This window comes from Flavobacterium weaverense, from assembly GCF_003688495.1.
Classification (GTDB): domain Bacteria; phylum Bacteroidota; class Bacteroidia; order Flavobacteriales; family Flavobacteriaceae; genus Flavobacterium; species Flavobacterium weaverense.
Genome location: NZ_REFH01000010.1, coordinates 403,833 through 423,470, shown reverse-complemented (window position 1 = coordinate 423,470; position 19,638 = coordinate 403,833). Strand labels below are relative to the sequence as shown.

Genomic DNA, 19,638 nt, shown 5'->3' with positions numbered 1-19,638 from the left:
ATGGCAGCAAAACAATATTTTGATAATACACAGGCAAATGAAGCAATAAGTAAATTTAAACTTTTATCAGCTTATGGTGGCCCTGGTTCAATTGTACATACTGCATATGGTAGTATCATTGTTTCATGTATCGAAGAATGGGGGTTTTTAAAAAAAATACTGGATATTCAAAAGGATGCAGTTGATACAGGAGTAAAAGAAAAGAATATAAAGGATTATGTAGTAAAACAAGCAAAACTAGAGAGAAACGGCAATATAGGTATTTCAAATGACGCCAGATTACTTGAGTCTTTGATAAATAGAAAAGGGTTAACTGAATTAAAATATTTAGTTCTTATTCCTGATATCGCTGTTCAAGATTTTTCTAATAAAATTAAAAATAGTGGAAATGAATTAGCAATTAATAGTTCTTTTATGCCAAAAGTATTTTTCGACAAAAGTAAACACTACAAGTTTTACAAAGAATGGTATAATGAATGGTGTAAAAATAAGAAAAATGATGATAAATATGGAGCAAAATTCTTTCCTCCAAAATATAATACTGAAAATAGTATATCAAATTTAACTCAAGATAATATTGTCCTAATTTGTGATCATGGCCATATCAGTGATTTCCCATGGTCAAAATTTTTAAGATGGAGGAACGATTCTCCTATGGAAATAAATTCTGAAAAACCTATTGAATTATTTAAATCACAACCATGTTGTGGTACAGAAGATTCAAGTACTTCCATAATTAAAATTACTTCAAGCACAGCCAACGCATCAGGTTTTGATGGAAAATGGCTAAAATGTGAAAGCTGTGGTAAACAAACCTCATTAAAAGGATTGATGAGTGTGAAAATTAAATGCCCAGGGCACAAACCATGGGAAGCCATAACATCTAATAATGGTGAACTTAAATATCATTCTGGTAATTCTAACTCAAGGTCTAAAATGCCTCCATTAGAAAATTGTTCATCAACGAAAGCGATGAAGGTAGCCTTAACAACAGGAAATAATTTATACTATTCTAGAATGCTTTCTAGTATATATATGCCTGACGAATTGTTTTTAGATGATAATACCTTAAAATTAAATACGCTTAAAAAAGAGTTCGAATTAGCTATGGATAATGAAAATTTAGACGAAGCCATGAGGTTAAAGAGCATAATGACTTCCTTAATAGAAGAAAGTCAAAACAATTCATTAGTTCAAGAGATTCAGGATTCTGAAAAAGATATACGATATCGCTTCGAAGAATATAAAGCTTTAGCATTAAAAGATGAAGATGAAATAAATGTTGATAAAGTTGAGCATTTAAAAGTAAAAGATGTAACTGCAAACATTAGTGGTTCAAACTTAGAGAAGTATTTTTCAAGAATACTTAGAATAGATAATATGAAAATTACTTCCGCTCAACTTGATTTTTCACGAGTTGTTCCTGTAGATTCTGATGCCGACAATATTAGCTCGAAAAATATTTTTAGCTCTAAACCTGATAGTGTTCAAGTATATCCGGTAGTTGAAAATTACGGTGAGGGAATCTTTTTTTCTTTTAATGAAGAACTAATTAATGAATTTTCAAATTCCAAAGGAATAGAATCATTAAACGAAAATTTATATGAATTAAATCAAAAGAGCGATACTTTTTCAGAAGGTGCTATTAAATATGGATTAGAGAATAATTGGCAGTTATATCTAGTACATACTTTTGCTCATTTAATTATGCGAGAATTAGAATTCAAATGTGGTTATCCAACAGCATCTTTATCCGAAAGAATTTATGTCTCAAATGATGAAAAGTACAAAATGTATGGTTGCATGATATACACAGCTGAAGGAGCTGAAGGAAGTATGGGAGGACTGATTGCTCAGACAAGACCAGATAATATCAAAAACCTCATTTTAAGCGCTATGAAAAGATCAACTATTTGCAATAGTGATCCATTATGCTGGGAATCAGATGGTCAAGGTTTATTTGAATTAAATTTCGCTTCATGCTTTTCATGTAGTCTTGTAAGTGAAACATCTTGTGAGCACCGAAACATTTATTTAGATAGAAGAATTTTAGTAGATGAAAATAACGGTTTCTTTAAAGAATTAATAAAATGAGTTTTTTTTCTAAAAATGAGAATTTCATTAAAATCAAGTTTCATAGCGATATGAGAGGAATGTCTTTAGAGCAAAAGATATTTCATTATAATACATATTTAAAAAAAGATACCTTAAAAAGATTAAAAGAGTATTTAAAAAGCTCTGAAGAAGAACTTGAAAATTTAAATTTAAATAGTGAAGATTTTAACTTATTTACTTCATCTCAAAATGAGCTGCAAAATAAAACAAGAGATTATTTAGAAGTTATAGATTTATTAAAAGATTTTGAATTTTCATCAATTTTAAACTCAATTTACTTTGAAGATTCTAATAAACAATTACTATCTGTACTTGGTGAACAATTAATTAAAAACAAACCTATTGATTTCCAAGATAAATTTTTAATTTTAAATCCATTAAAAAATAATGAAGATTTAACGAAAATAATTTTAACTGAACAATTAAACTTAACAAACAACGATTGGTTTATAGAAAGTGTTAACCAAAATCCAATAGTAAGAAAACTAACCGAATGGATAGGATTGAAATTAATTGAAAATAATTCAGAATCTGAAATTACGCTAGTATTATTTCATTACGCTAAATTTTGGAAAACAAAATATTCAAATCCTTATAATGAGATAAAAGGTATTGTATTATTAAATGATTTGATTTTAACTTTAAAAAAAGAACTTCTAAATTTGAAAATAAATTTAAAAATAGTTTTGAATGAATTATATCAGATACTTGACTCTTTACTTTTTAATATTAATTTACCTCCATTTTTAGAAAACGAATTCACTTTAAGAAACTCAAAAGTGCCAGGATATGGGAAAAAGTTGAATGAATTTAATTTATTACTAGAACAATCATGTAAGTATTTAGTTAATTATGATAAACTTTCTAATAAAGAGCTTTTTAAGAAATATTTTGATTCAGATGAATCAATTCAAAAATTGATTTTTGAAATTATTAAGAATAGATTTTCAAATGAATACATTCCAAATAGTAATGACATAGATTATTTTCATGAAAATTATTTGCAATGTATAAATGATAGTCAAAAATTAATTAATTATTTTATTCGTATTAATTATTTTTTTGAAATGAGAACTTATTGAATTAGTATCTCCAATGTATTTTGAACATTTTAGATTAATAAATTATTAGATAATTATTTATAATATTACATATAAATAAAATTAGATGGACAAAATTGAAAAAGAACATATTCTAGATGCGATTAAAGAAATTGAAGCTAATCCAAAAATAAGAAAAGGTAGAGCTTCTAGCACTTATGATTTAATTTATAAAGGTAAAGACTACCCTCCTAAATTAGTTATAAGTATTGCAAATAGATATGCAACTGGAAAAGAGTTACATGCTGATGAATTTTCTGGTGGTCCAAACAAACCAGCATTTGATCTTTTAACAAAGGAGGGTTTTACTATAGTTGAAAAAAGTGAATCATATAATTTCAGTATCATAAAAGAATATATTTCAAAATTAAAGTCAGGAGAAGTTGCAGATGCTAAGTCGATAAAATCTCTTATTGAAACCAATAATTTTAAGAGCAACCTGGAAATTCTTGATGAAATTTTCTTTAAAAATAAATTAAAAGAAATTAATTCAAGAAATTATAAAGATATCATTGCTTGTATAAGAAAATTACACAAAATTAAATCAGGTAATACGATGATTTTAATATATGGAGTGCTTCTAAAACACATCTAAGTAAAACAAATGATAAATTAATCAATAGGCATGACGACTTAAATAAAAATGTTGGATTTCCTGATATTGGTAATGGATTATATAAATTATTTTTAGGTGAAAAGAATCTAATACAATTTATAATAAATAAATTTACTGCACTTAAACAAAACCAACATAAATAAAATTATCACAAAAAACCTCATTTTATCTGTAAGGGATTAGAATAAACTACCTTACAAAGAAAATAATGGCTATAGAGCACAAGGTTCGATTGGTTGAAGAATTATTCGACCGTCTTGAAAAAGAAATTGCAGTATTCCAGTCAGAAACCCATTTACATTGTGTTGCTGGATGCGGCAAGTGTTGTTCTACTCCAGAAATCGATGCATCGCCATTAGAGTTTTTGCCTTGGGCATTTCATTTATTTTTAAATGGAGAAGCCGAAGATATGTTGCTCCAACTCCAACAAAAATCAGATTCCAACTGCCATTTATACCGCCCTCATTCTTTTATTGATAGAAGTATGGGAAGTTGTAGCGACTATAGACATAGAGGTTTAATTTGTAGACTTTTTGGATATGCAGCGAGTAAAGATAAATATGGCCAACTCCATTTAGCCACATGCAAAATAATAAAAGAAGGACAGCAAGAAAACTACACCAACACTGAGGAAGCGATTAGTAAAGGACTTTATGTTCCTGTATTTACAGATTACTACATGCAATTGTCACAAATAGACAATAGACTCGCTACTACTCTACTTCCTATAAACCAAGCTTTGGCAACAGCCATAGAAGAAGTCTTGCATTATTACGCCTACCGACCATTACCAAATGGTTTAGGAAATAGTGCTTAAAACCACTAAGAAAGTTAAGTTTAGTTAAGTCTTAATTTTACTCAAATCACTTAATGGTTAAAAATTTAAAATAGTATTATAATTAGACGGAAAAAAACATAATTTACAAACTCTCACTGCAATCTCAGTGAAAATTACTTCGTCAGTTCCCTATCACACGGTTGTGCAATTTGTGAATAAAAATTAGAGAATGTAAAAATACAAAAGATAAATTAGTTAATTGTTCATAACAAATCATGGTGTTATTTTCCTTGTTAGAACCTTCACAATAAAGTAGCTCATATTTGTGGAGACGCTTCCAGCGTGACAAACTAAGTGGTGATGTTTGCCTGTAAATTAAATTCTATTCTTTAGTCGAAATACCTGAAATAGTTCTAGTATTTCTAAATAATTATTTGATTAAAAATACTCTAGAATACGCCATAAAAACAAAATCAAATAGTTTCACCCCGCAAAAAAAGCCCCAAACGGGGCTTTTTCAATATATTTAATCCAAGTATTACTTACTCAAATACATTTTTCTTATCGAGTACAATTCGTAGAACTGATCGTCTTTTAATTCATCAATAAGCAAGATGCTTTCTCCTGTTGATTTTTTTAATAAAAATTGATTCATTAATCAGAACTCAAAATGAATTATCTTTGATAAATGAACAAGAAACTTTACGTCATAGCAGGTTGTAATGGAGCGGGCAAAACAACTGCCTCGTTTACAATTTTACCTGATATCTTAAGCTGTAAAGAATTTGTAAACGCTGATGAAATAGCCAAAGGTTTATCTCCTTTTCAACCTGAGAAAGTTGCCTTTGAAGCCGGAAGAATAATGATAAAAAGAATCAACGAACTACTAGATGCAGAAAAATCATTTGCTTTTGAAACCACTCTAGCTACTAAAAGCTATAGAGGAAAAATTATAAAGGCAAAAAAGCACAACTATAACGTAACTCTTTTGTTTTTTTGGTTAGAAAATGTAGATCTAGCAATTGAAAGAGTCAGAACACGAGTTCTGGAAGGTGGTCACAACATCGATACAGACGTTATAAAAAGAAGATATAAAAACGGTATTAAAAATCTTTTTGAAATTTATGTTGATATTGCAGACGAAGTACTTATTTTTGATAATTCATTTGGAGTACCGGAGTTAATTGCTGAAAAATCTCTCGATAGTGAAATGAAAATTTTAAGTCCTATTAAATTCAATAACTTAAAAAAAAATTGGAATGAAAGAATATAAAAGATCGCTGAACCAACAAAAAATAATTGATGGAATGAGCAAAGTATATGAAAAATTAATCGAGTTCAAAAAGAAATCAAATAGTGAACTAGTCATTCTTAAGGATAATAAAATAGTTAGAGTAAAACCATAATAAATGCAAAAAGCCCCAGACGGGGCTTTTTCGATATATATAATCTAAGTATTACTTACTTAAATACATTTTTCTTCTAGAGTACAATTCGTAGAACTGATCGTCTTTTAAGTCATCGATAAATAAAATGCTTTCTCCTGTTGATTTCATTTCTGGTCCTAATGCTTTGTTTACATTGTGGAACTTACTGAAAGAGAAAACCGGTTGCTTAATTGCATATCCTTTCAATTGTGGATTGAATTTGAAATCAGTTACTTTATTGTGACCTAACATTACTTTAGTTGCATAATTCACATAAGGCTCACCGTATGCTTTTGCGATAAAAGGAACCGTACGAGACGCTCTAGGATTTGCTTCAATAATATAAACGGTGTCATCTTTAATCGCAAACTGAATGTTGATTAAACCAACCGTTTTTAATGCTAGAGCAATTTTATGCGTATGATCTTTTATTTGCTGCATTACAAATTCTCCTAAGTTAAAAGGAGGCAAAGTCGCGTTACTATCTCCAGAGTGTACTCCACAAGGTTCAATGTGCTCCATAATTCCTATGATGTACACATTTTCACCGTCGCAAATTGCATCTGCTTCTGCTTCAATAGCACCATCAAGATAGTGGTCTAATAGTAATTTATTCCCTGGAATAGTTTTCAATAAATTGATAACGTGCTCCTCTAGTTCTTGTTTGTTGATTACAATTTTCATTCCTTGACCACCCAACACATAAGAAGGACGAATCAATAGAGGAAAGTCTAAAGTATCTGCTAATGCAGAAGCTTCATCAGCCGTTTCAGCAATTCCAAACTGTGGGAAAGGAATTTTTAATTCGGTTAATAATTCAGAAAAACGTCCTCTATCTTCAGCTAAATCTAAAGCATCGAAGCTAGTTCCTATAATTTTTATACCGTATTTTGATAGTTTTTCCGCTAATTTAAGAGCAGTTTGACCACCAAGTTGCACGATTACACCTTCTGGTTTTTCATGCTGTATAATGTCGTAAATATGTTCCCAATAAACAGGCTCGAAGTACAATTTATCTGCTGTATCAAAATCAGTCGAAACTGTTTCTGGATTACAGTTGATCATTATCGTTTCGTAACCACATTCTTTAGCGGCAAGCACACCATGAACGCAAGAATAATCAAATTCGATTCCTTGACCAATTCTGTTTGGACCTGATCCAAGAACAATGATTTTCTTTTTATCTGAAACTACACTTTCGTTATCCACGTAGCGCGTTCCGTCAGCTTTTTCTATTTCAGCTTCAAAAGTTGAATAGTAATACGGTGTTTTTGCTTTAAATTCAGCTGCACAAGTATCTACTAATTTAAATACACGATTCACATTCATTACATCACGCAAACTGTGTACTTCGCTTTCTAGACAAGCCATCATGTGCGCAATTTGTCTGTCAGCAAAACCTTTTTGTTTGGCTTCTAGCAATAATTCTTTTGGCAAAGTATCCACTTTATAATTAGAAATTTCTTTCTCTAAAGTGTAAAGCTCTTCATATTGTTTCAAGAACCACATATCGATTTTAGTGATTTCGTGAATACGGCTCAATGGAATTCCCATCGCAATCGCATCATAAATCACAAAAACACGATCCCAACTCGCATAAGTCAGTTTCTCGATAATTTGTTCGTAGTTTGTATATCCTTTTCCATCAGCTCCTAGACCATTTCTTTTAATTTCTAATGATTGAGTAGCTTTGTGCAATGCTTCTTGGAACGAACGTCCAATTCCCATTACCTCACCTACTGATTTCATTTGAAGCCCTAAAGTTCTATCAGCACCTTCAAATTTATCAAAGTTCCAACGTGGAATTTTCACAATCACATAATCTAAAGTTGGTTCGAATAATGCCGAAGTTGATTTAGTAATCTGATTTTGCAATTCATCTAAATTATATCCTAAAGCTAGTTTAGAAGCAATTTTTGCAATTGGATAACCAGTCGCTTTCGAGGCTAAAGCCGAAGAACGAGAAACACGAGGGTTAATCTCGATTGCTACAATATCTTCTTTATCGTCTGGCGAAACGGCAAACTGCACGTTACAACCTCCTGCAAAGTTTCCGATGCTACGCATCATCAAGATCGCATAATCACGCATTTTTTGGAAAGTAGTATCCGATAAAGTCATTGCTGGTGCAACCGTGATTGAATCTCCAGTATGAATTCCCATAGGATCCATATTTTCGATCGAACAGATAATAACTACGTTGTCGTTTTTATCTCTTAACAATTCCAACTCATATTCTTTCCAACCCATCAAAGCTTTATCAATCAAAACCTCATGAATAGGTGATGCTTCTAAACCTCTAGTTAAAAGTTCGTCAAAATCTTCTTTCTTATATACAATCGCAGCTCCAGTTCCACCAAGTGTAAATGAAGGACGAATTACTAATGGAAATCCAAATTCTTGTGCAATTTCCTTACCTCTAAGGTAAGATGTACATATTTCTGCAGGTGCAGACGGTACATTTATTTTTTTAAGCAATTGTTTAAACTGCTCTCTGTCTTCAGTAATATTGATTGCGTTTACATCAACACCAATCATTTTTACACCAAAATCCTTCCAAATCCCTTTTTCATCTGCTTCCAGACACAAGTTCAAAGCAGTTTGTCCACCCATTGTAGGCAAAACAGAATCGATTTGAGGATGCTCTTTCAAAATTTCAATAATCGACTTAGTCGTTAATGGCTTCAAGTAAATATGATCGGCCATAGATGGGTCGGTCATAATCGTTGCTGGATTCGAATTTATTAAAATAACTTCAATTCCTTCTTCACGAATAGAACGAGCAGATTGTGATCCTGCGTAATCAAATTCGCATGCTTGACCAATAACAATAGGACCTGAGCCTATTATTAAAACTGATTTTATGGATGTATCTTTTGGCATTTTATTGTAATTATTGTGTTGTGTAGTTATATTTTGAACAGATAAAGCGGTGTCAATTTACTGCTTTAAGCGCTGACTCCTAGGCTTTAAGTACCGATTAGGTATAAAAAAAGGCGATACTAAAGAAAGTAACGCCTTATTTATGTTTATACAAACATTATTTTTTGTGTCTTGGTTCGCAAGATACAGTCAATTTATGTCTTCCTTTAGCTCTTCTTCTAGCAAGAACTTTTCTTCCATTCGCAGAAGCCATTCTGTCCATAAATCCGTGCTTATTTCTTCTTTTTCTTTTCGATGGTTGAAACGTTCTTTTGCTCATTGCTTTGTATCTTTAAAAACTTATTTATATCTTTCTTAATTCGGATACCTGTTACCCGAAATCCGAGTGCAAATATACAAAGACTTTTTTTCCTCACAAGTAGTTTTGTAAAAATATTTTCAATTCATTTTACTATATTTGTGATCTTAAAATAATCACACTATGTTTCACAGAAATATTAAACTTATTATCGCCGGACTTATCATTGCTACTGGCTTTTGGCAATTTACTGAAAGTAATATTGGTAACGGAATTTTCCTTATATTATTAAGTGCAATTCCTATTTTCCTTTACTTCAAAAATGAATTCATCTTATTAGCGTTCTTAAAACTAAGAAAACAAGATTTTGAAGGTGCTAAAAAATGGCTAGCCTACATCAAAAATCCAGATACAGCATTGGTGAAAAAACAACAAGGCTATTTTAATTATTTACATGGTATCATGCTTTCTCAAACCAATATCAACCAAGCAGAGAAATATTTCAAAAAAGCAATCGAACTAGGATTATCAATGGATATGGATTTGGCTGTAGCCAAATTAAACCTAGCAGGTGTAGCAATGTCACGAAGAAGAAAGTTAGAAGCGACAACTTTATTGAATGAAGCTAAAAGACTTGACAAGCAAGGCATGTTGAAAGAGCAAATTGTAATGATGAAAGATCAGATGAAAAAGATCTAAATTTAAATAAGGGCCAAATGATACACATTTGGCCCTTTTCATTTTCACCCAATCAATATCCTTTTACTGGAATTTCGATTTGGTATTTTTTACCTTCTGCATTAATCAATTTTGTTTCCCGAAGCCACGGGTTGTGAATTTTTAATATTTTATAATTAATCCCTTGCGCTTTAGCGAAATCAGCCAAATCACTTATGGAACTATCCACTTCGATTTTGCGTGTTGGTAAACCACTATACATTTCATCTTTTGCAATAGTATACCCGTATTTCACCGGATTATTCATAATTTCCTTTAAAGCTAAAATTCTGAATACATAGCGATACGTTTCTTCTGTTAACAGCAAATCATAATAATTAGAAACTTTCTGAATCGCAATTTTTTTATTTACACCTACCATTCCTCCATTGTATGAGGCTGCAGCCAAAGTCCAACTTCCTAATTTTGCTTTGGCATTTAGCAAATAACTACAAGCTGCTTGAGTAGATTTTGCCAGATCGTAGCGCTGATCAACATTGTCATTTACTTCCATACCGTGCTCTTTGGCCGTTTCTGGCATAAATTGCCAAATCCCTCTCGCACCAGCCGATGAAACTGCATTTACTAATCCACTTTCAATAACTGCTAGATATTTAAAATCATCTGGAATCCCATTTTTCTTTAAAATAGGTTCAATAATTGGAAACGCACGATGTGCTCTTTTTATGGCTAAAATCGTCGATGCATGTAAATTTACGTTTACCAACAATTCACGATCAAATCGTTCTCTTACATCATCTAATTGTAGTGGTGTGTTCTCACCAGCAAAATCTAGTTTTGAGGGAAAAGGGCTTTCATTTTCTACCGCAGCACTTTTATCTTTGACAGTATAGGTGCTCGCGTAAATAAAGATCCCACTTACAAGAACAACGGCCGTAAGTAGCAGTATTTTATGAATTTGTTTCATCATCTTTTATTATTTGATTTTTATCCTCTTCGTCCTTCCATGTACCCATTATTATCGCAGGTAAGTTTTCATTCAACCACTTGTATTTGTTCAATATCATAATATGCGTCCCTCCTTTTACAACAATGCAATTACTTATATAATTGATAGGGAAAATATCATCCGCATCTCCATGAATATGAATTACACTTTCATCAATTACTGTTCGATCCCACAGTATAATTTGCTCCACTGCCCATTCTAAATATCCAATATCACGAACCGAAAGAAACTTTTCATAAAGCTTGATTCGTTTATTAATAGTTGCACCAAAAGAGAACTTTGCTAAATTCTCAATATTCAACAGCAAGCTCATAGGAATTAATTTGTATGCTTTTGTGGTTTTACCAAGTTTAAATCTGCGTGGAAATTCTAGATTACTTTTAGCGCTAGAAATAATAATCACTTTTCTAACCTTTATAAATCGAGCCATTTCTTGAACTAAAATACCTCCAAAAGACACGCCTATCAACACTGGATTGGGATGTTTAATTTTCTCTACCATTCTTTTAGCGTATTCGGGTAAAGATTCACTCTTTAATGGGATTTCCCACTCTAGTAAATGAATTTCAAAATCAGCCTCTGGAAGAACAATTCTTTCAAAAATAGCGGTGCTAGCAGCCAATCCTGGCATCATATAAACGGGTATTTTACTCATAAGTGTTTTAACGATTTTATAACAATATTCTGATTTTTAATCTCGAATTTTGTATAAAATTAATTTTTTTTATTCAAAATCACGGCTCTTCTATCTTTATTACCATTAATTTATGAGAACACAATTTATAGAATCAAATACTAGAGGTACCGCTAATTTCGGTTGGTTAAACGCTAATTTTTCGTTTTCCTTTGGGAATTATTACAATTCGGACCGAATGCAGTTCGGAATGCTTCGCGTTTTAAATGATGACACTATTGCTGGTGGAACTGGCTTTGGAACACATGGTCACGCCAATATGGAAATTATCACTATTCCGCTTGAAGGAGGCTTGGAACATAGAGATAGCATGGGCAACGAAGGAGTAATTCGATTTGGTGAAGTGCAAGTAATGAGTGCCGGATCGGGTGTAGAACATTCTGAAATGAATGCAAGCAAAGAAGAACGAGCAAAAACACTGCAACTTTGGATTTTTCCAAGTAGAGAAAATGCTACACCAAGATACGACCAAAAATCATTTGATATTGAAAATCAAATCAATACCTTTGTAAATATTGTTTCGCCAAACGATATGAATGATGGGAATGCACTTTGGGTTTACCAGAAAACCTTTTTACATTTAGGAATTTTTGAAAGAAATACCACTTCAAATTATACAGTTATAATCCCTAAAAATGGTGTCTATTTATTTTTAATCGAAGGCGAAATACAAATAAATAATCAAGTTTTAAAGGCAAGAGATGCCATGGGAATAACAGATTTTGAAAATTTTGAAATCGAGATTATAACCAAATCAAAAATACTTTTGGTCGAAGTACCAATGAATTAGAGTTAATTATCATGGATGGATTAATCACTATCGAAATTAAAGACAACACTTTTGCACGACAATTTGAAACTACGGTTGAAGAAGGATTAGTTTCAGTAGAGTATTCTTTTCAAGAGAAAAAGATATTTTTAACGAAAATCAACGTTCCAGAATCGTATGAAAATGAAGAGTTTATCTGTAATTTTTTAAAGAATATTATGGAAATCGCTTTAGAAAGAAAATTTAAAGTAGTTCCTATTCTTCCAAAAATAGTGGTGTTTTTCAAGAAAAACCCAGTGTATAAAGAGTTGCTTCCTCCGGGAATTAGATTGTAAAGAAGAAGAGGCTGTATCGTAAAATACAGCCTCTTTCTTTTAATATAATAAAATCGATTATTTATCAATTTCCGTCATACTATCCATTTTCTTGTGCGCTAAGAAACCAGCTATATCTTCAAAGTGCTCCACTACTCTTTTATTGCCAAATTCAAAAACCTTAGTTGCTAAACCATCAAGAAAATCTCTATCGTGGGACACTAAGATTAAAGTTCCGTCAAAGTCGCGCAAAGCATCTTTAATAATATCTTTAGTCTTCATATCTAAGTGATTTGAAGGTTCATCCAGAATTAGCAAGTTTACTGGTTCTAACAATAGTTTTATCATTGCCAAACGTGTTTTTTCTCCACCAGAAAGAACTTTTACTTTCTTAGTCACATCGTCACCATGAAACATAAAAGCACCTAAAATATCTTTGATTTTTGTTCGAACATCACCAACAGCAATATCATCTATAGTTTCAAAAATGGTAGCGTTTTCATTTAATAACGAAGCTTGATTTTGAGCAAAATAGCCAATTTGAGCATTATGACCAATTTCGAGACTTCCGCCATCGATTTCGATTTGTTTCATAATGGCTTTAATCATTGTCGATTTTCCCTCTCCATTTTTTCCGACGAAAGCTACTTTCTCTCCTCTTTCAATAACAATATTTGCATCTTTGAAAACAACATGTTTGCCGTAGGTTTTAGATAAATCTTTTACAATTACTGGATATTGACCAGAACGAACTGCAGCAGGAAATTTTAATTTTAATGCTGATGTATCAACTTCGTCAACTTGTACAATAACCAATTTCTCTAACATTTTAACACGCGATTGAACTGCATCCGTTTTAGAAAAAGTTCCTTTAAAACGATCAATAAAAGTTCTGTTATCAGCAATCATGCGCTGTTGCTCGTCGTATGCTTTTTGCTGATGCATTCTGCGGTCTTTTCTCAATTCTAAATAGTGAGAATACTTCGCTTTGTAATCATAAATACGTCCCATCGTCACTTCGATAGTACGATTAGTAATATTATCAACAAAAGCTCTATCGTGCGAAATTACGACAACCGCTTTAGCTGAATTTATTAAGAAATCCTCAAGCCACTGAATACTTTCAATGTCCATGTGATTCGTAGGCTCATCTAATAATATTAAGTCTGGTTTTTGTAAAAGGATTTTTGCCAACTCAATTCGCATTCTCCAACCGCCTGAAAACTCAGAAGTTTGACGACCAAAATCTTCTCTAACAAATCCTAAACCGATTAATATTTTTTCGACTTCCGCTTCGTAATTCACTTCTTCGATAGCGTAAAATTTCTCGCTAAGATCAGAAACTCTTTCAATCAATTTCATGTACGCATCACTTTCGTAATCCGTACGAATTGTCAGCTGTTCGTTAATGTCATCTATTTCAGCTTTCATAGAGAAGATTTCTCCAAAAGCTTTAGAAGTCTCTTCCATCACAGTTGCGCCATCAGTAGTCAACAAATGCTGAGGCAAATAAGCAACGATAGCATCTTTTGGTGCTGATATATTTCCAGTTGATGGTTTGCTTTGACCTGCGATTATTTTAAGCAGCGTAGATTTTCCAGCTCCATTCTTACCCATGAGGGCAATTTTATCATTTTCATTAATTGCAAAAGAAACATCACTAAAAAGAATTGTTCCACCAAATTGCACGGAAATATCGTTAACTGTAATCATTATTATATCAAGTTGTTTATTTGCTAATCGTCGTTGAATCAGCGTCATTTTTTAAAAATGCAAATATAGATTAATTCAGTTATTGAGCAATTGATAACGCTACAACATTTTAATCGTAAAATAATATAAAAATAAATTAAAATTATGTAACATTAATAATATATTTTATTAGTTTTGTAATTGATAGACAGTTGTTTAAAGAAGTATTATCCCTGTTCTATCGGACTGATATTAATTGCCGCTTGTTCAGTGTTAAAGCGACAAAAGTATAATGAACAATACCAATACCACAACAAAAAACCCACTCCATAAGGGTTTGAAATCTTAACCAGAAGTTCATGAAAAAAATACTAACATTGATTTTATTAGGTGCTTTACATTCAATGGTCGCACAAGGCAATGAAGAAATTTTAAAAAAAGCGAGTGAAATTGGAACAAAATGGGGTTCTAAAGCTAAAAATAAAAGTATTATTACGTTGATTGATTTTTCAAAATCAATAGATGAAGCAAGACTTTATGTTGTTGATGTAAAAAATAGTAAAATACTTTTAACAAGTAATGTTGACCACGGTTTTGGTTCTGGTACCGGACAAACTCCGAGCTCTTTTAGTAATGTAGTAGGCAGTAACGCCACTTCATTAGGTTGTTACGTTACCATGCAAACATATAATGGCACATGGGGCTATTCTTTAAGACTTAACGGATTAGAAGAAGACAAAAACTCTAATGCGCTTAAAAGAAATATAGTAGTACACTCTTCTAGAAAAATGTATAGTAAATTCAGCTTAGGTTGCTTTTCTGTTCCAGACAAAGATTCAAATGCACTAATCGATTTGATTAAAAATGGTTCGCTAATTTATGCTTATCAGTAAGAGTTTAAGATTTCTCTCTTAGCAGATAAATTACTTTAAAACAACAAATTAAAATTGCCGTAATCAAATAAAGTTTAGTTAGTAGAAATAAATATTTAGTGCAACAACGGCGTTTGTACTTTCAACTTTATATACGATTCCATTAAAATAAAAAAAGCTTCTTAAACAGATTTATATCTGCGTAAGAAGCTTTTTGATTTAGAAGCAATTGTGTGTTTACAATTGCTTGTTGTTATTTATCGTGTGCCAAATATGAGCATTGCTAACTCCTATATCATCAGGATTGAAAGTAGGATCTAAACCTTGTTTCTTTTGCTTTTCATAATCTTTTAAAGCAGCTAAAGCAGGTTTCTGTAGCAAGAGAATTGCAATGATATTAAACCAAGCCATTAATCCAACGCCAATATCGCCAATATCCCACGCTAATTTTGCTTGATTAACGGAACCATACATAATAACTAGCATCATAATTATTTTAAGAACATAATTAAAAACTGGCGATTCAAATTTTCTAGTCAAATATGAAATATTAGTTTCTGCAATGTAGTAATACGCTAAAATTGTTGTGAAGGCAAAGAAGAATAATGCAATGGCAACAAAGTACGATCCAAAACCTGGAAAAACACTATCCATAGCACTTTGAGTAAAACCTGGTCCTACAGCAATATTCTGAGCACCAGCATATAAAAATTCAGCTGTATCGCCTGCGCCATACGCTGGATTATAAACGTTATATTTTCCAGTCATCAACAACATAAATCCAGTAGCCGAACAAACTAATAAAGTATCAATATAAACAGAGAATGATTGTACTAAACCTTGTTTGGCTGGATGCGATACATTTGCCGCAGCAGCAATATGCGGAGCCGTTCCTTGTCCTGCTTCATTAGAATAAATTCCTCTCTTTACACCCCATTGAACTGCTAAACCAAATACAGCTCCAAAACCTGCTTCCATGTTAAATGCACTTTTAAAAACTAATAGCACAACATTAGGTAAGTTTTGAATATCAAATGCAATGATAACTACAGCTATTAACATGTAACCAATTGCCATAAAGGGAACAATATATTCAGTGAATTTTGCAATTCTCTTAACACCACCAAAAACAATTGCTGCAAATATTAAAACTACTCCAAGACCAGTAATCCATGTATCTAAATTAAATGCATTTTTTATTCCATCAGCTACTGAATTGGCTTGAACACCAGGCAATAAAACACCCGCAGAAATTACGGAAACGATTGCAAATAAAACGCCAAACCATTTTATACCTAATCCGCGTTCAATATAAAATGCTGGTCCACCACGAAACTGTCCTAAATGTTTCTCTTTATAAATTTGGGCTAAAGTAGCTTCAATAAATGCTGTACTTGCTCCTAAAAAGGCAACTAACCACATCCAAAACATTGCACCAGGTCCACCAAAGGCAATCGCTGTTGCAACTCCCGCTATATTTCCTGTCCCTACTCTACCTGCTAATGACATTGATAATGCTTGAAAAGAAGAAACGCCCGATTCTGTGCTTTTTCCATCAAATAATAAACGAAACATCTCTCTAAAATGTCGCACTTGTAAAAAGCGCGTACGTAAAGAAAAATAAAGACCCGTTCCTAAGCACAAAACAATTAAAGCATTACTCCAAACAATGTCGTTTACGACACCAACAAAATTCTCCATATATTTATTTCATTTATAATTATCATAAAACCAACAAAACAATAGTTTTATTACTAATTTTTGATAAAACTAAAACATACTTACAAAAAAAACTAACTATTAGTATTATAAAAATTAAAAAAACATTAATTGGCTAAAAATCAACTGTTAATAAAAATTAGATTTATTACTATATAAGACCATTATTAACAATAAATTTTCATATAACGAAATTTTATTCCAAAACTGAAAGACATAAAAAAACTGCCTCATTACAATCAATGAGGCAGTTTTTTAGTATATATTGGTTTAGATTAAAGAAATTAATCTTTCCTCCACTTTTTACTTTCTTCAAAAACATGTTCTAAAATAGCAGCTTCTCTTTCATCAAACTCTATTTCTCTACGTCCCATTACTAAGCGCGCCGTTTCAAATGCTTTTTTAGTTATGTATGTAGTAAAACCAGCAGCTCCACCCCAAGAAAAACTTGGTATAAAGTTACGCGGGAATCCGGTTCCAAAAACATTAGCACTCACCCCAACGACAGTACCTGTGTTGAACATTGTATTAATTCCGCATTTACTGTGATCACCCATCATCAATCCACAAAATTGCAATCCTGTTTTTGCAAAACCCTCTGTTTCATAACTCCAAAGTTTTACTTCTTCGTAGTTATTCTTTAAATTTGAATTATTAGTGTCAGCACCCATATTACACCATTCCCCAATAACTGAGTCACCTAAATAACCTTCATGACCTTTATTAGAATGTGCGAAAATCACTGTATTTTTAACTTCACCACCTATTCTAGAGTGCGGACCAACTGTAGTAGCGCCATATACTTTTGAACCCATCTTAACTGATGCGTTATCGCATAAAGCAAAAGGACCTCTAATCATCGAACCTTCCATTATCTCTGCATCTTTACCTATATATATAGGACCAGTTGAAGCATTAAGAGTAACAAATTCTAACTTAGCTCCTTCTTCAATAAATATATTGTCAGCAGCGATAACATTTACGCTTCTTGGAATAGCTTGTGATTTTCTACCTTCTGTTATATATTTGAAATCCTCTTCGATTGCTAGGTTATTTTTCGAAAAAATATCCCATGTGTCTTTAATTGTAATACACTCGTCATGGAATTCGATAATGTCATAAGTATCAAAATCTACTTCTTCTTGCTCATCATTAGTATAAAAAGCAATGACTTCGTCTCCTTTGAAGATAGCTTGATTGGATTCTAAGTTACCTACCATTTCCGCCAAAACATCATTAGGAAGAAAAGAAGCATTAATCATTACGTTTTGTTCTAACTCGACCATTGGAAATTTATCCGATAAATATTCCTCTGTCAAAGTTGTTGTGGTCGAACCCAAACGCATCTCCCATTTTTGACGAATCGTCATTATCCCTACAAGGATGTCAGCAACTGGACGTGTAAAAGTGAAAGGCAATAATGCATTTCGTGCAGGACCGTCAAAAAGGATATAATTCATAAAAAGAAGTTATTTGTTGGTTTTAATATAGTATTGTTTTTTAAACGCGAAATTAATCATAATAATGCATTTTTTAACTTAATTTTAAATAAAAATTAGACAATTATATTAAATAATTGAACCAAAAAAGCCACGTTTATAAAACGTGGCTTCAGTATATTTAAAAACAAGCTATAATTATTTAGCGTGCTTAGCATATTTAGTTTTAAATTTATCAATACGTCCTGCAGTATCAATAAGTTTAGATTTACCTGTGTAAAAAGGGTGAGAAGTTCTAGAAATCTCCATTTTCACTACTGGGTATTCAACACCATCGTGAGTAATTGTTTCTCTAGTATCTGCAGTAGATTTAGTGATAAAGATTTCGTCATTCGACATGTCTTTAAATGCAACTAATCTGTAATTTTCTGGGTGCGTTCCTTTTTTCATCTTGTTAATCTTTTTTTATTTGTTGGTTATAACTTGTTTTGAAGCTTTTCCTCTAACAGAAAAGGTATAAACTCATTACAACTTTTTGTTTTACAATATTATTTTGAGTTTGCAAATTTACAATTATTTTTCAATATTCAACTCTTTGCTTCACTTTTTTTATATAATCGTAAAAATAGATTTTTACACCTCTATATATTGGGAATTGCTATATTTGTGGCTTAAAAATTTAATAGTATTATGGAAGAGAAAATATCCCCTGCAAAATCCGGACTCCTATATGGCGTTTTATTTGGTGTAATCATGGTTCTAGAATTTGTTATTATGTATGCTATTGGTATGAAAACTCTCGTAGGCACTAGTGCTGGTGTAGTGGTTAATATTGCTAATTATTTAATACTTCCATTAATATTTATTTACTTAGGATGTTATAATTACAAAAAAAATATCAATAATGGCTTTATCACTTTTGGCGAATGTCTAAAAACAGGAGTTTCAATCGCTTTTATAGCGGCCTTAGTTTACGCTATTTTTACAGTAATTTTCAACTTATTATTTCCAGAATTTATAGAGGAAATGCTTTCAATTTCTAAAAGTGAAATGACTAAGCAAACGCCTAACATGACTAGTGAGCAATTAGAAATGGGTTTAAGTATGATAAAAAAATTCATGAATCCATTTATAGTATTCCCTGTCACGCTGGCAATGTATTCATTTTTTGGTTTAATTTACTCTCTAATTGTAGGTGCGATTCTAAAAAACGAAAATCCTCAAAGTCTTTAATT

At 31.8% G+C, this 19,638-nt stretch carries 19 protein-coding genes; 11 read left to right on the top strand and 8 right to left on the bottom strand.

The annotated features are described in order from the left end of the window. The 6 genes from drmB to BC961_RS14740 all read left to right on the top strand — a co-directional run bounded on the left by drmB (window position 1) and on the right by BC961_RS14740 (window position 6,015). Window positions 1-2,094, top strand: a complete 2,094-nt coding sequence (drmB, locus tag BC961_RS11705; RefSeq protein ID WP_121926031.1) for a DUF1998 domain-containing protein — start codon at window positions 1-3, stop codon at window positions 2,092-2,094. After that, window positions 2,091-3,197 (top strand): hypothetical protein, encoded by a 1,107-nt coding sequence (locus tag BC961_RS11700; protein WP_121926030.1) that lies wholly within the window; start codon window positions 2,091-2,093, stop codon window positions 3,195-3,197. Before drmB ends, BC961_RS11700 begins: the two co-directional genes overlap by 4 nt. 85 nt (window positions 3,198-3,282) lie before the next feature. Next, complete coding sequence (locus tag BC961_RS11695) at window positions 3,283-3,810, top strand: hypothetical protein (protein WP_121926029.1); 528 nt, start codon at window positions 3,283-3,285, stop codon at window positions 3,808-3,810. A 229-nt stretch (window positions 3,811-4,039) separates the two neighbouring features. Then, window positions 4,040-4,648 carry a YkgJ family cysteine cluster protein gene (locus BC961_RS11690; RefSeq protein WP_121926028.1) on the top strand — a complete coding sequence of 203 codons (609 nt, stop codon included), beginning with the start codon at window positions 4,040-4,042 and terminating at the stop codon, window positions 4,646-4,648. A gap of 649 nt (window positions 4,649-5,297) precedes the next feature. Then, window positions 5,298-5,882, top strand: a complete 585-nt coding sequence (locus tag BC961_RS11685; RefSeq protein ID WP_121926027.1) for a zeta toxin family protein — start codon at window positions 5,298-5,300, stop codon at window positions 5,880-5,882. After that, window positions 5,869-6,015 (top strand): hypothetical protein, encoded by a 147-nt coding sequence (locus tag BC961_RS14740; RefSeq protein ID WP_170151315.1) that lies wholly within the window; start codon window positions 5,869-5,871, stop codon window positions 6,013-6,015. Before BC961_RS11685 ends, BC961_RS14740 begins: the two co-directional genes overlap by 14 nt. A 51-nt stretch (window positions 6,016-6,066) precedes the next feature. Here the strand turns inward: BC961_RS14740 and carB are convergent, their stop codons facing one another. Continuing rightward, a complete protein-coding gene (carB, locus tag BC961_RS11680; protein WP_121926026.1) occupies window positions 6,067-8,919 on the bottom strand; it encodes a carbamoyl-phosphate synthase large subunit in 2,853 nt (950 codons plus the stop codon). A 157-nt stretch (window positions 8,920-9,076) separates the two neighbouring features. Then, window positions 9,077-9,238, bottom strand: a complete 162-nt coding sequence (gene rpmH / locus BC961_RS11675; protein WP_007136275.1) for a 50S ribosomal protein L34 — start codon at window positions 9,236-9,238, stop codon at window positions 9,077-9,079. A gap of 162 nt (window positions 9,239-9,400) precedes the next feature. On the opposite strand from rpmH, the gene BC961_RS11670 reads away from it, so the two are divergent. After that, window positions 9,401-9,916 (top strand): DUF2892 domain-containing protein, encoded by a 516-nt coding sequence (locus BC961_RS11670; protein ID WP_121926025.1) that lies wholly within the window; start codon window positions 9,401-9,403, stop codon window positions 9,914-9,916. 52 nt (window positions 9,917-9,968) lie between these two features. Here the strand turns inward: BC961_RS11670 and BC961_RS11665 are convergent, their stop codons facing one another. Continuing rightward, window positions 9,969-10,865: a lytic transglycosylase domain-containing protein gene (locus BC961_RS11665; RefSeq protein WP_170151314.1), complete on the bottom strand. Its 897-nt coding sequence runs from the start codon at window positions 10,863-10,865 to the stop codon at window positions 9,969-9,971. Further along, window positions 10,846-11,559 carry an alpha/beta hydrolase family protein gene (locus tag BC961_RS11660; protein WP_121926023.1) on the bottom strand — a complete coding sequence of 238 codons (714 nt, stop codon included), beginning with the start codon at window positions 11,557-11,559 and terminating at the stop codon, window positions 10,846-10,848. The genes BC961_RS11665 and BC961_RS11660 overlap by 20 nt, the downstream gene beginning before the upstream one ends. Before the next feature lie 112 nt (window positions 11,560-11,671). Here BC961_RS11660 and BC961_RS11655 point away from each other — a divergent pair, with 112 nt between their 5' ends. Further along, window positions 11,672-12,388, top strand: coding sequence for a pirin family protein (locus BC961_RS11655; RefSeq protein ID WP_121926022.1), 717 nt, complete (start codon window positions 11,672-11,674; stop codon window positions 12,386-12,388). An 11-nt stretch (window positions 12,389-12,399) separates the two neighbouring features. Next, window positions 12,400-12,702 (top strand): GNAT family N-acetyltransferase, encoded by a 303-nt coding sequence (locus tag BC961_RS11650; protein WP_245980916.1) that lies wholly within the window; start codon window positions 12,400-12,402, stop codon window positions 12,700-12,702. A gap of 57 nt (window positions 12,703-12,759) precedes the next feature. Here BC961_RS11650 and BC961_RS11645 read toward each other — a convergent pair whose 3' ends face one another. Then, window positions 12,760-14,394, bottom strand: a complete 1,635-nt coding sequence (locus BC961_RS11645) for an ABC-F family ATP-binding cassette domain-containing protein (RefSeq protein ID WP_121926135.1) — start codon at window positions 14,392-14,394, stop codon at window positions 12,760-12,762. 338 nt (window positions 14,395-14,732) lie between these two features. On the opposite strand from BC961_RS11645, the gene BC961_RS11640 reads away from it, so the two are divergent. Further along, entirely contained in the window at window positions 14,733-15,266 is a 534-nt protein-coding gene (locus BC961_RS11640) for a murein L,D-transpeptidase catalytic domain-containing protein (protein WP_121926021.1), read from the top strand. Between the two features lie 216 nt (window positions 15,267-15,482). On the opposite strand, the gene BC961_RS11635 is transcribed toward BC961_RS11640, so the two are convergent. The 3 genes from BC961_RS11635 to BC961_RS11625 all read right to left on the bottom strand — a co-directional run bounded on the left by BC961_RS11635 (window position 15,483) and on the right by BC961_RS11625 (window position 18,853). Next, window positions 15,483-16,946, bottom strand: coding sequence for an alanine/glycine:cation symporter family protein (locus tag BC961_RS11635; RefSeq protein ID WP_121926020.1), 1,464 nt, complete (start codon window positions 16,944-16,946; stop codon window positions 15,483-15,485). 302 nt (window positions 16,947-17,248) lie between these two features. Further along, on the bottom strand, window positions 17,249-18,424 hold the full coding sequence (locus BC961_RS11630) for a GlmU family protein (protein ID WP_121926019.1): 1,176 nt from the start codon (window positions 18,422-18,424) through the stop codon (window positions 17,249-17,251). Between the two features lie 177 nt (window positions 18,425-18,601). Next, a complete protein-coding gene (locus BC961_RS11625) occupies window positions 18,602-18,853 on the bottom strand; it encodes a type B 50S ribosomal protein L31 (protein WP_121926018.1) in 252 nt (83 codons plus the stop codon). Between the two features lie 240 nt (window positions 18,854-19,093). On the opposite strand from BC961_RS11625, the gene BC961_RS11620 reads away from it, so the two are divergent. Then, window positions 19,094-19,636: a DUF4199 domain-containing protein gene (locus BC961_RS11620; RefSeq protein WP_121926017.1), complete on the top strand. Its 543-nt coding sequence runs from the start codon at window positions 19,094-19,096 to the stop codon at window positions 19,634-19,636. Window positions 19,637-19,638: the final 2 nt, after the last annotated feature.

Coding starts and splice junctions, on each gene's coding strand:
- drmB (WP_121926031.1), top strand. CDS start 1: ATGGCAGCAAAACAATATTTTGATAATACACAGGCAAATGAAGCAATA.
- BC961_RS11700 (WP_121926030.1), top strand. CDS start 2,091: ATGAGTTTTTTTTCTAAAAATGAGAATTTCATTAAAATCAAGTTTCAT.
- BC961_RS11695 (WP_121926029.1), top strand. CDS start 3,283: ATGGACAAAATTGAAAAAGAACATATTCTAGATGCGATTAAAGAAATT.
- BC961_RS11690 (WP_121926028.1), top strand. CDS start 4,040: ATGGCTATAGAGCACAAGGTTCGATTGGTTGAAGAATTATTCGACCGT.
- BC961_RS11685 (WP_121926027.1), top strand. CDS start 5,298: ATGAACAAGAAACTTTACGTCATAGCAGGTTGTAATGGAGCGGGCAAA.
- BC961_RS14740 (WP_170151315.1), top strand. CDS start 5,869: ATGAAAGAATATAAAAGATCGCTGAACCAACAAAAAATAATTGATGGA.
- carB (WP_121926026.1), bottom strand. CDS start 8,919: ATGCCAAAAGATACATCCATAAAATCAGTTTTAATAATAGGCTCAGGT.
- rpmH (WP_007136275.1), bottom strand. CDS start 9,238: ATGAGCAAAAGAACGTTTCAACCATCGAAAAGAAAAAGAAGAAATAAG.
- BC961_RS11670 (WP_121926025.1), top strand. CDS start 9,401: ATGTTTCACAGAAATATTAAACTTATTATCGCCGGACTTATCATTGCT.
- BC961_RS11665 (WP_170151314.1), bottom strand. CDS start 10,865: ATGATGAAACAAATTCATAAAATACTGCTACTTACGGCCGTTGTTCTT.
- BC961_RS11660 (WP_121926023.1), bottom strand. CDS start 11,559: ATGAGTAAAATACCCGTTTATATGATGCCAGGATTGGCTGCTAGCACC.
- BC961_RS11655 (WP_121926022.1), top strand. CDS start 11,672: ATGAGAACACAATTTATAGAATCAAATACTAGAGGTACCGCTAATTTC.
- BC961_RS11650 (WP_245980916.1), top strand. CDS start 12,400: ATGGATGGATTAATCACTATCGAAATTAAAGACAACACTTTTGCACGA.
- BC961_RS11645 (WP_121926135.1), bottom strand. CDS start 14,394: ATGATTACAGTTAACGATATTTCCGTGCAATTTGGTGGAACAATTCTT.
- BC961_RS11640 (WP_121926021.1), top strand. CDS start 14,733: ATGAAAAAAATACTAACATTGATTTTATTAGGTGCTTTACATTCAATG.
- BC961_RS11635 (WP_121926020.1), bottom strand. CDS start 16,946: ATGGAGAATTTTGTTGGTGTCGTAAACGACATTGTTTGGAGTAATGCT.
- BC961_RS11630 (WP_121926019.1), bottom strand. CDS start 18,424: ATGAATTATATCCTTTTTGACGGTCCTGCACGAAATGCATTATTGCCT.
- BC961_RS11625 (WP_121926018.1), bottom strand. CDS start 18,853: ATGAAAAAAGGAACGCACCCAGAAAATTACAGATTAGTTGCATTTAAA.
- BC961_RS11620 (WP_121926017.1), top strand. CDS start 19,094: ATGGAAGAGAAAATATCCCCTGCAAAATCCGGACTCCTATATGGCGTT.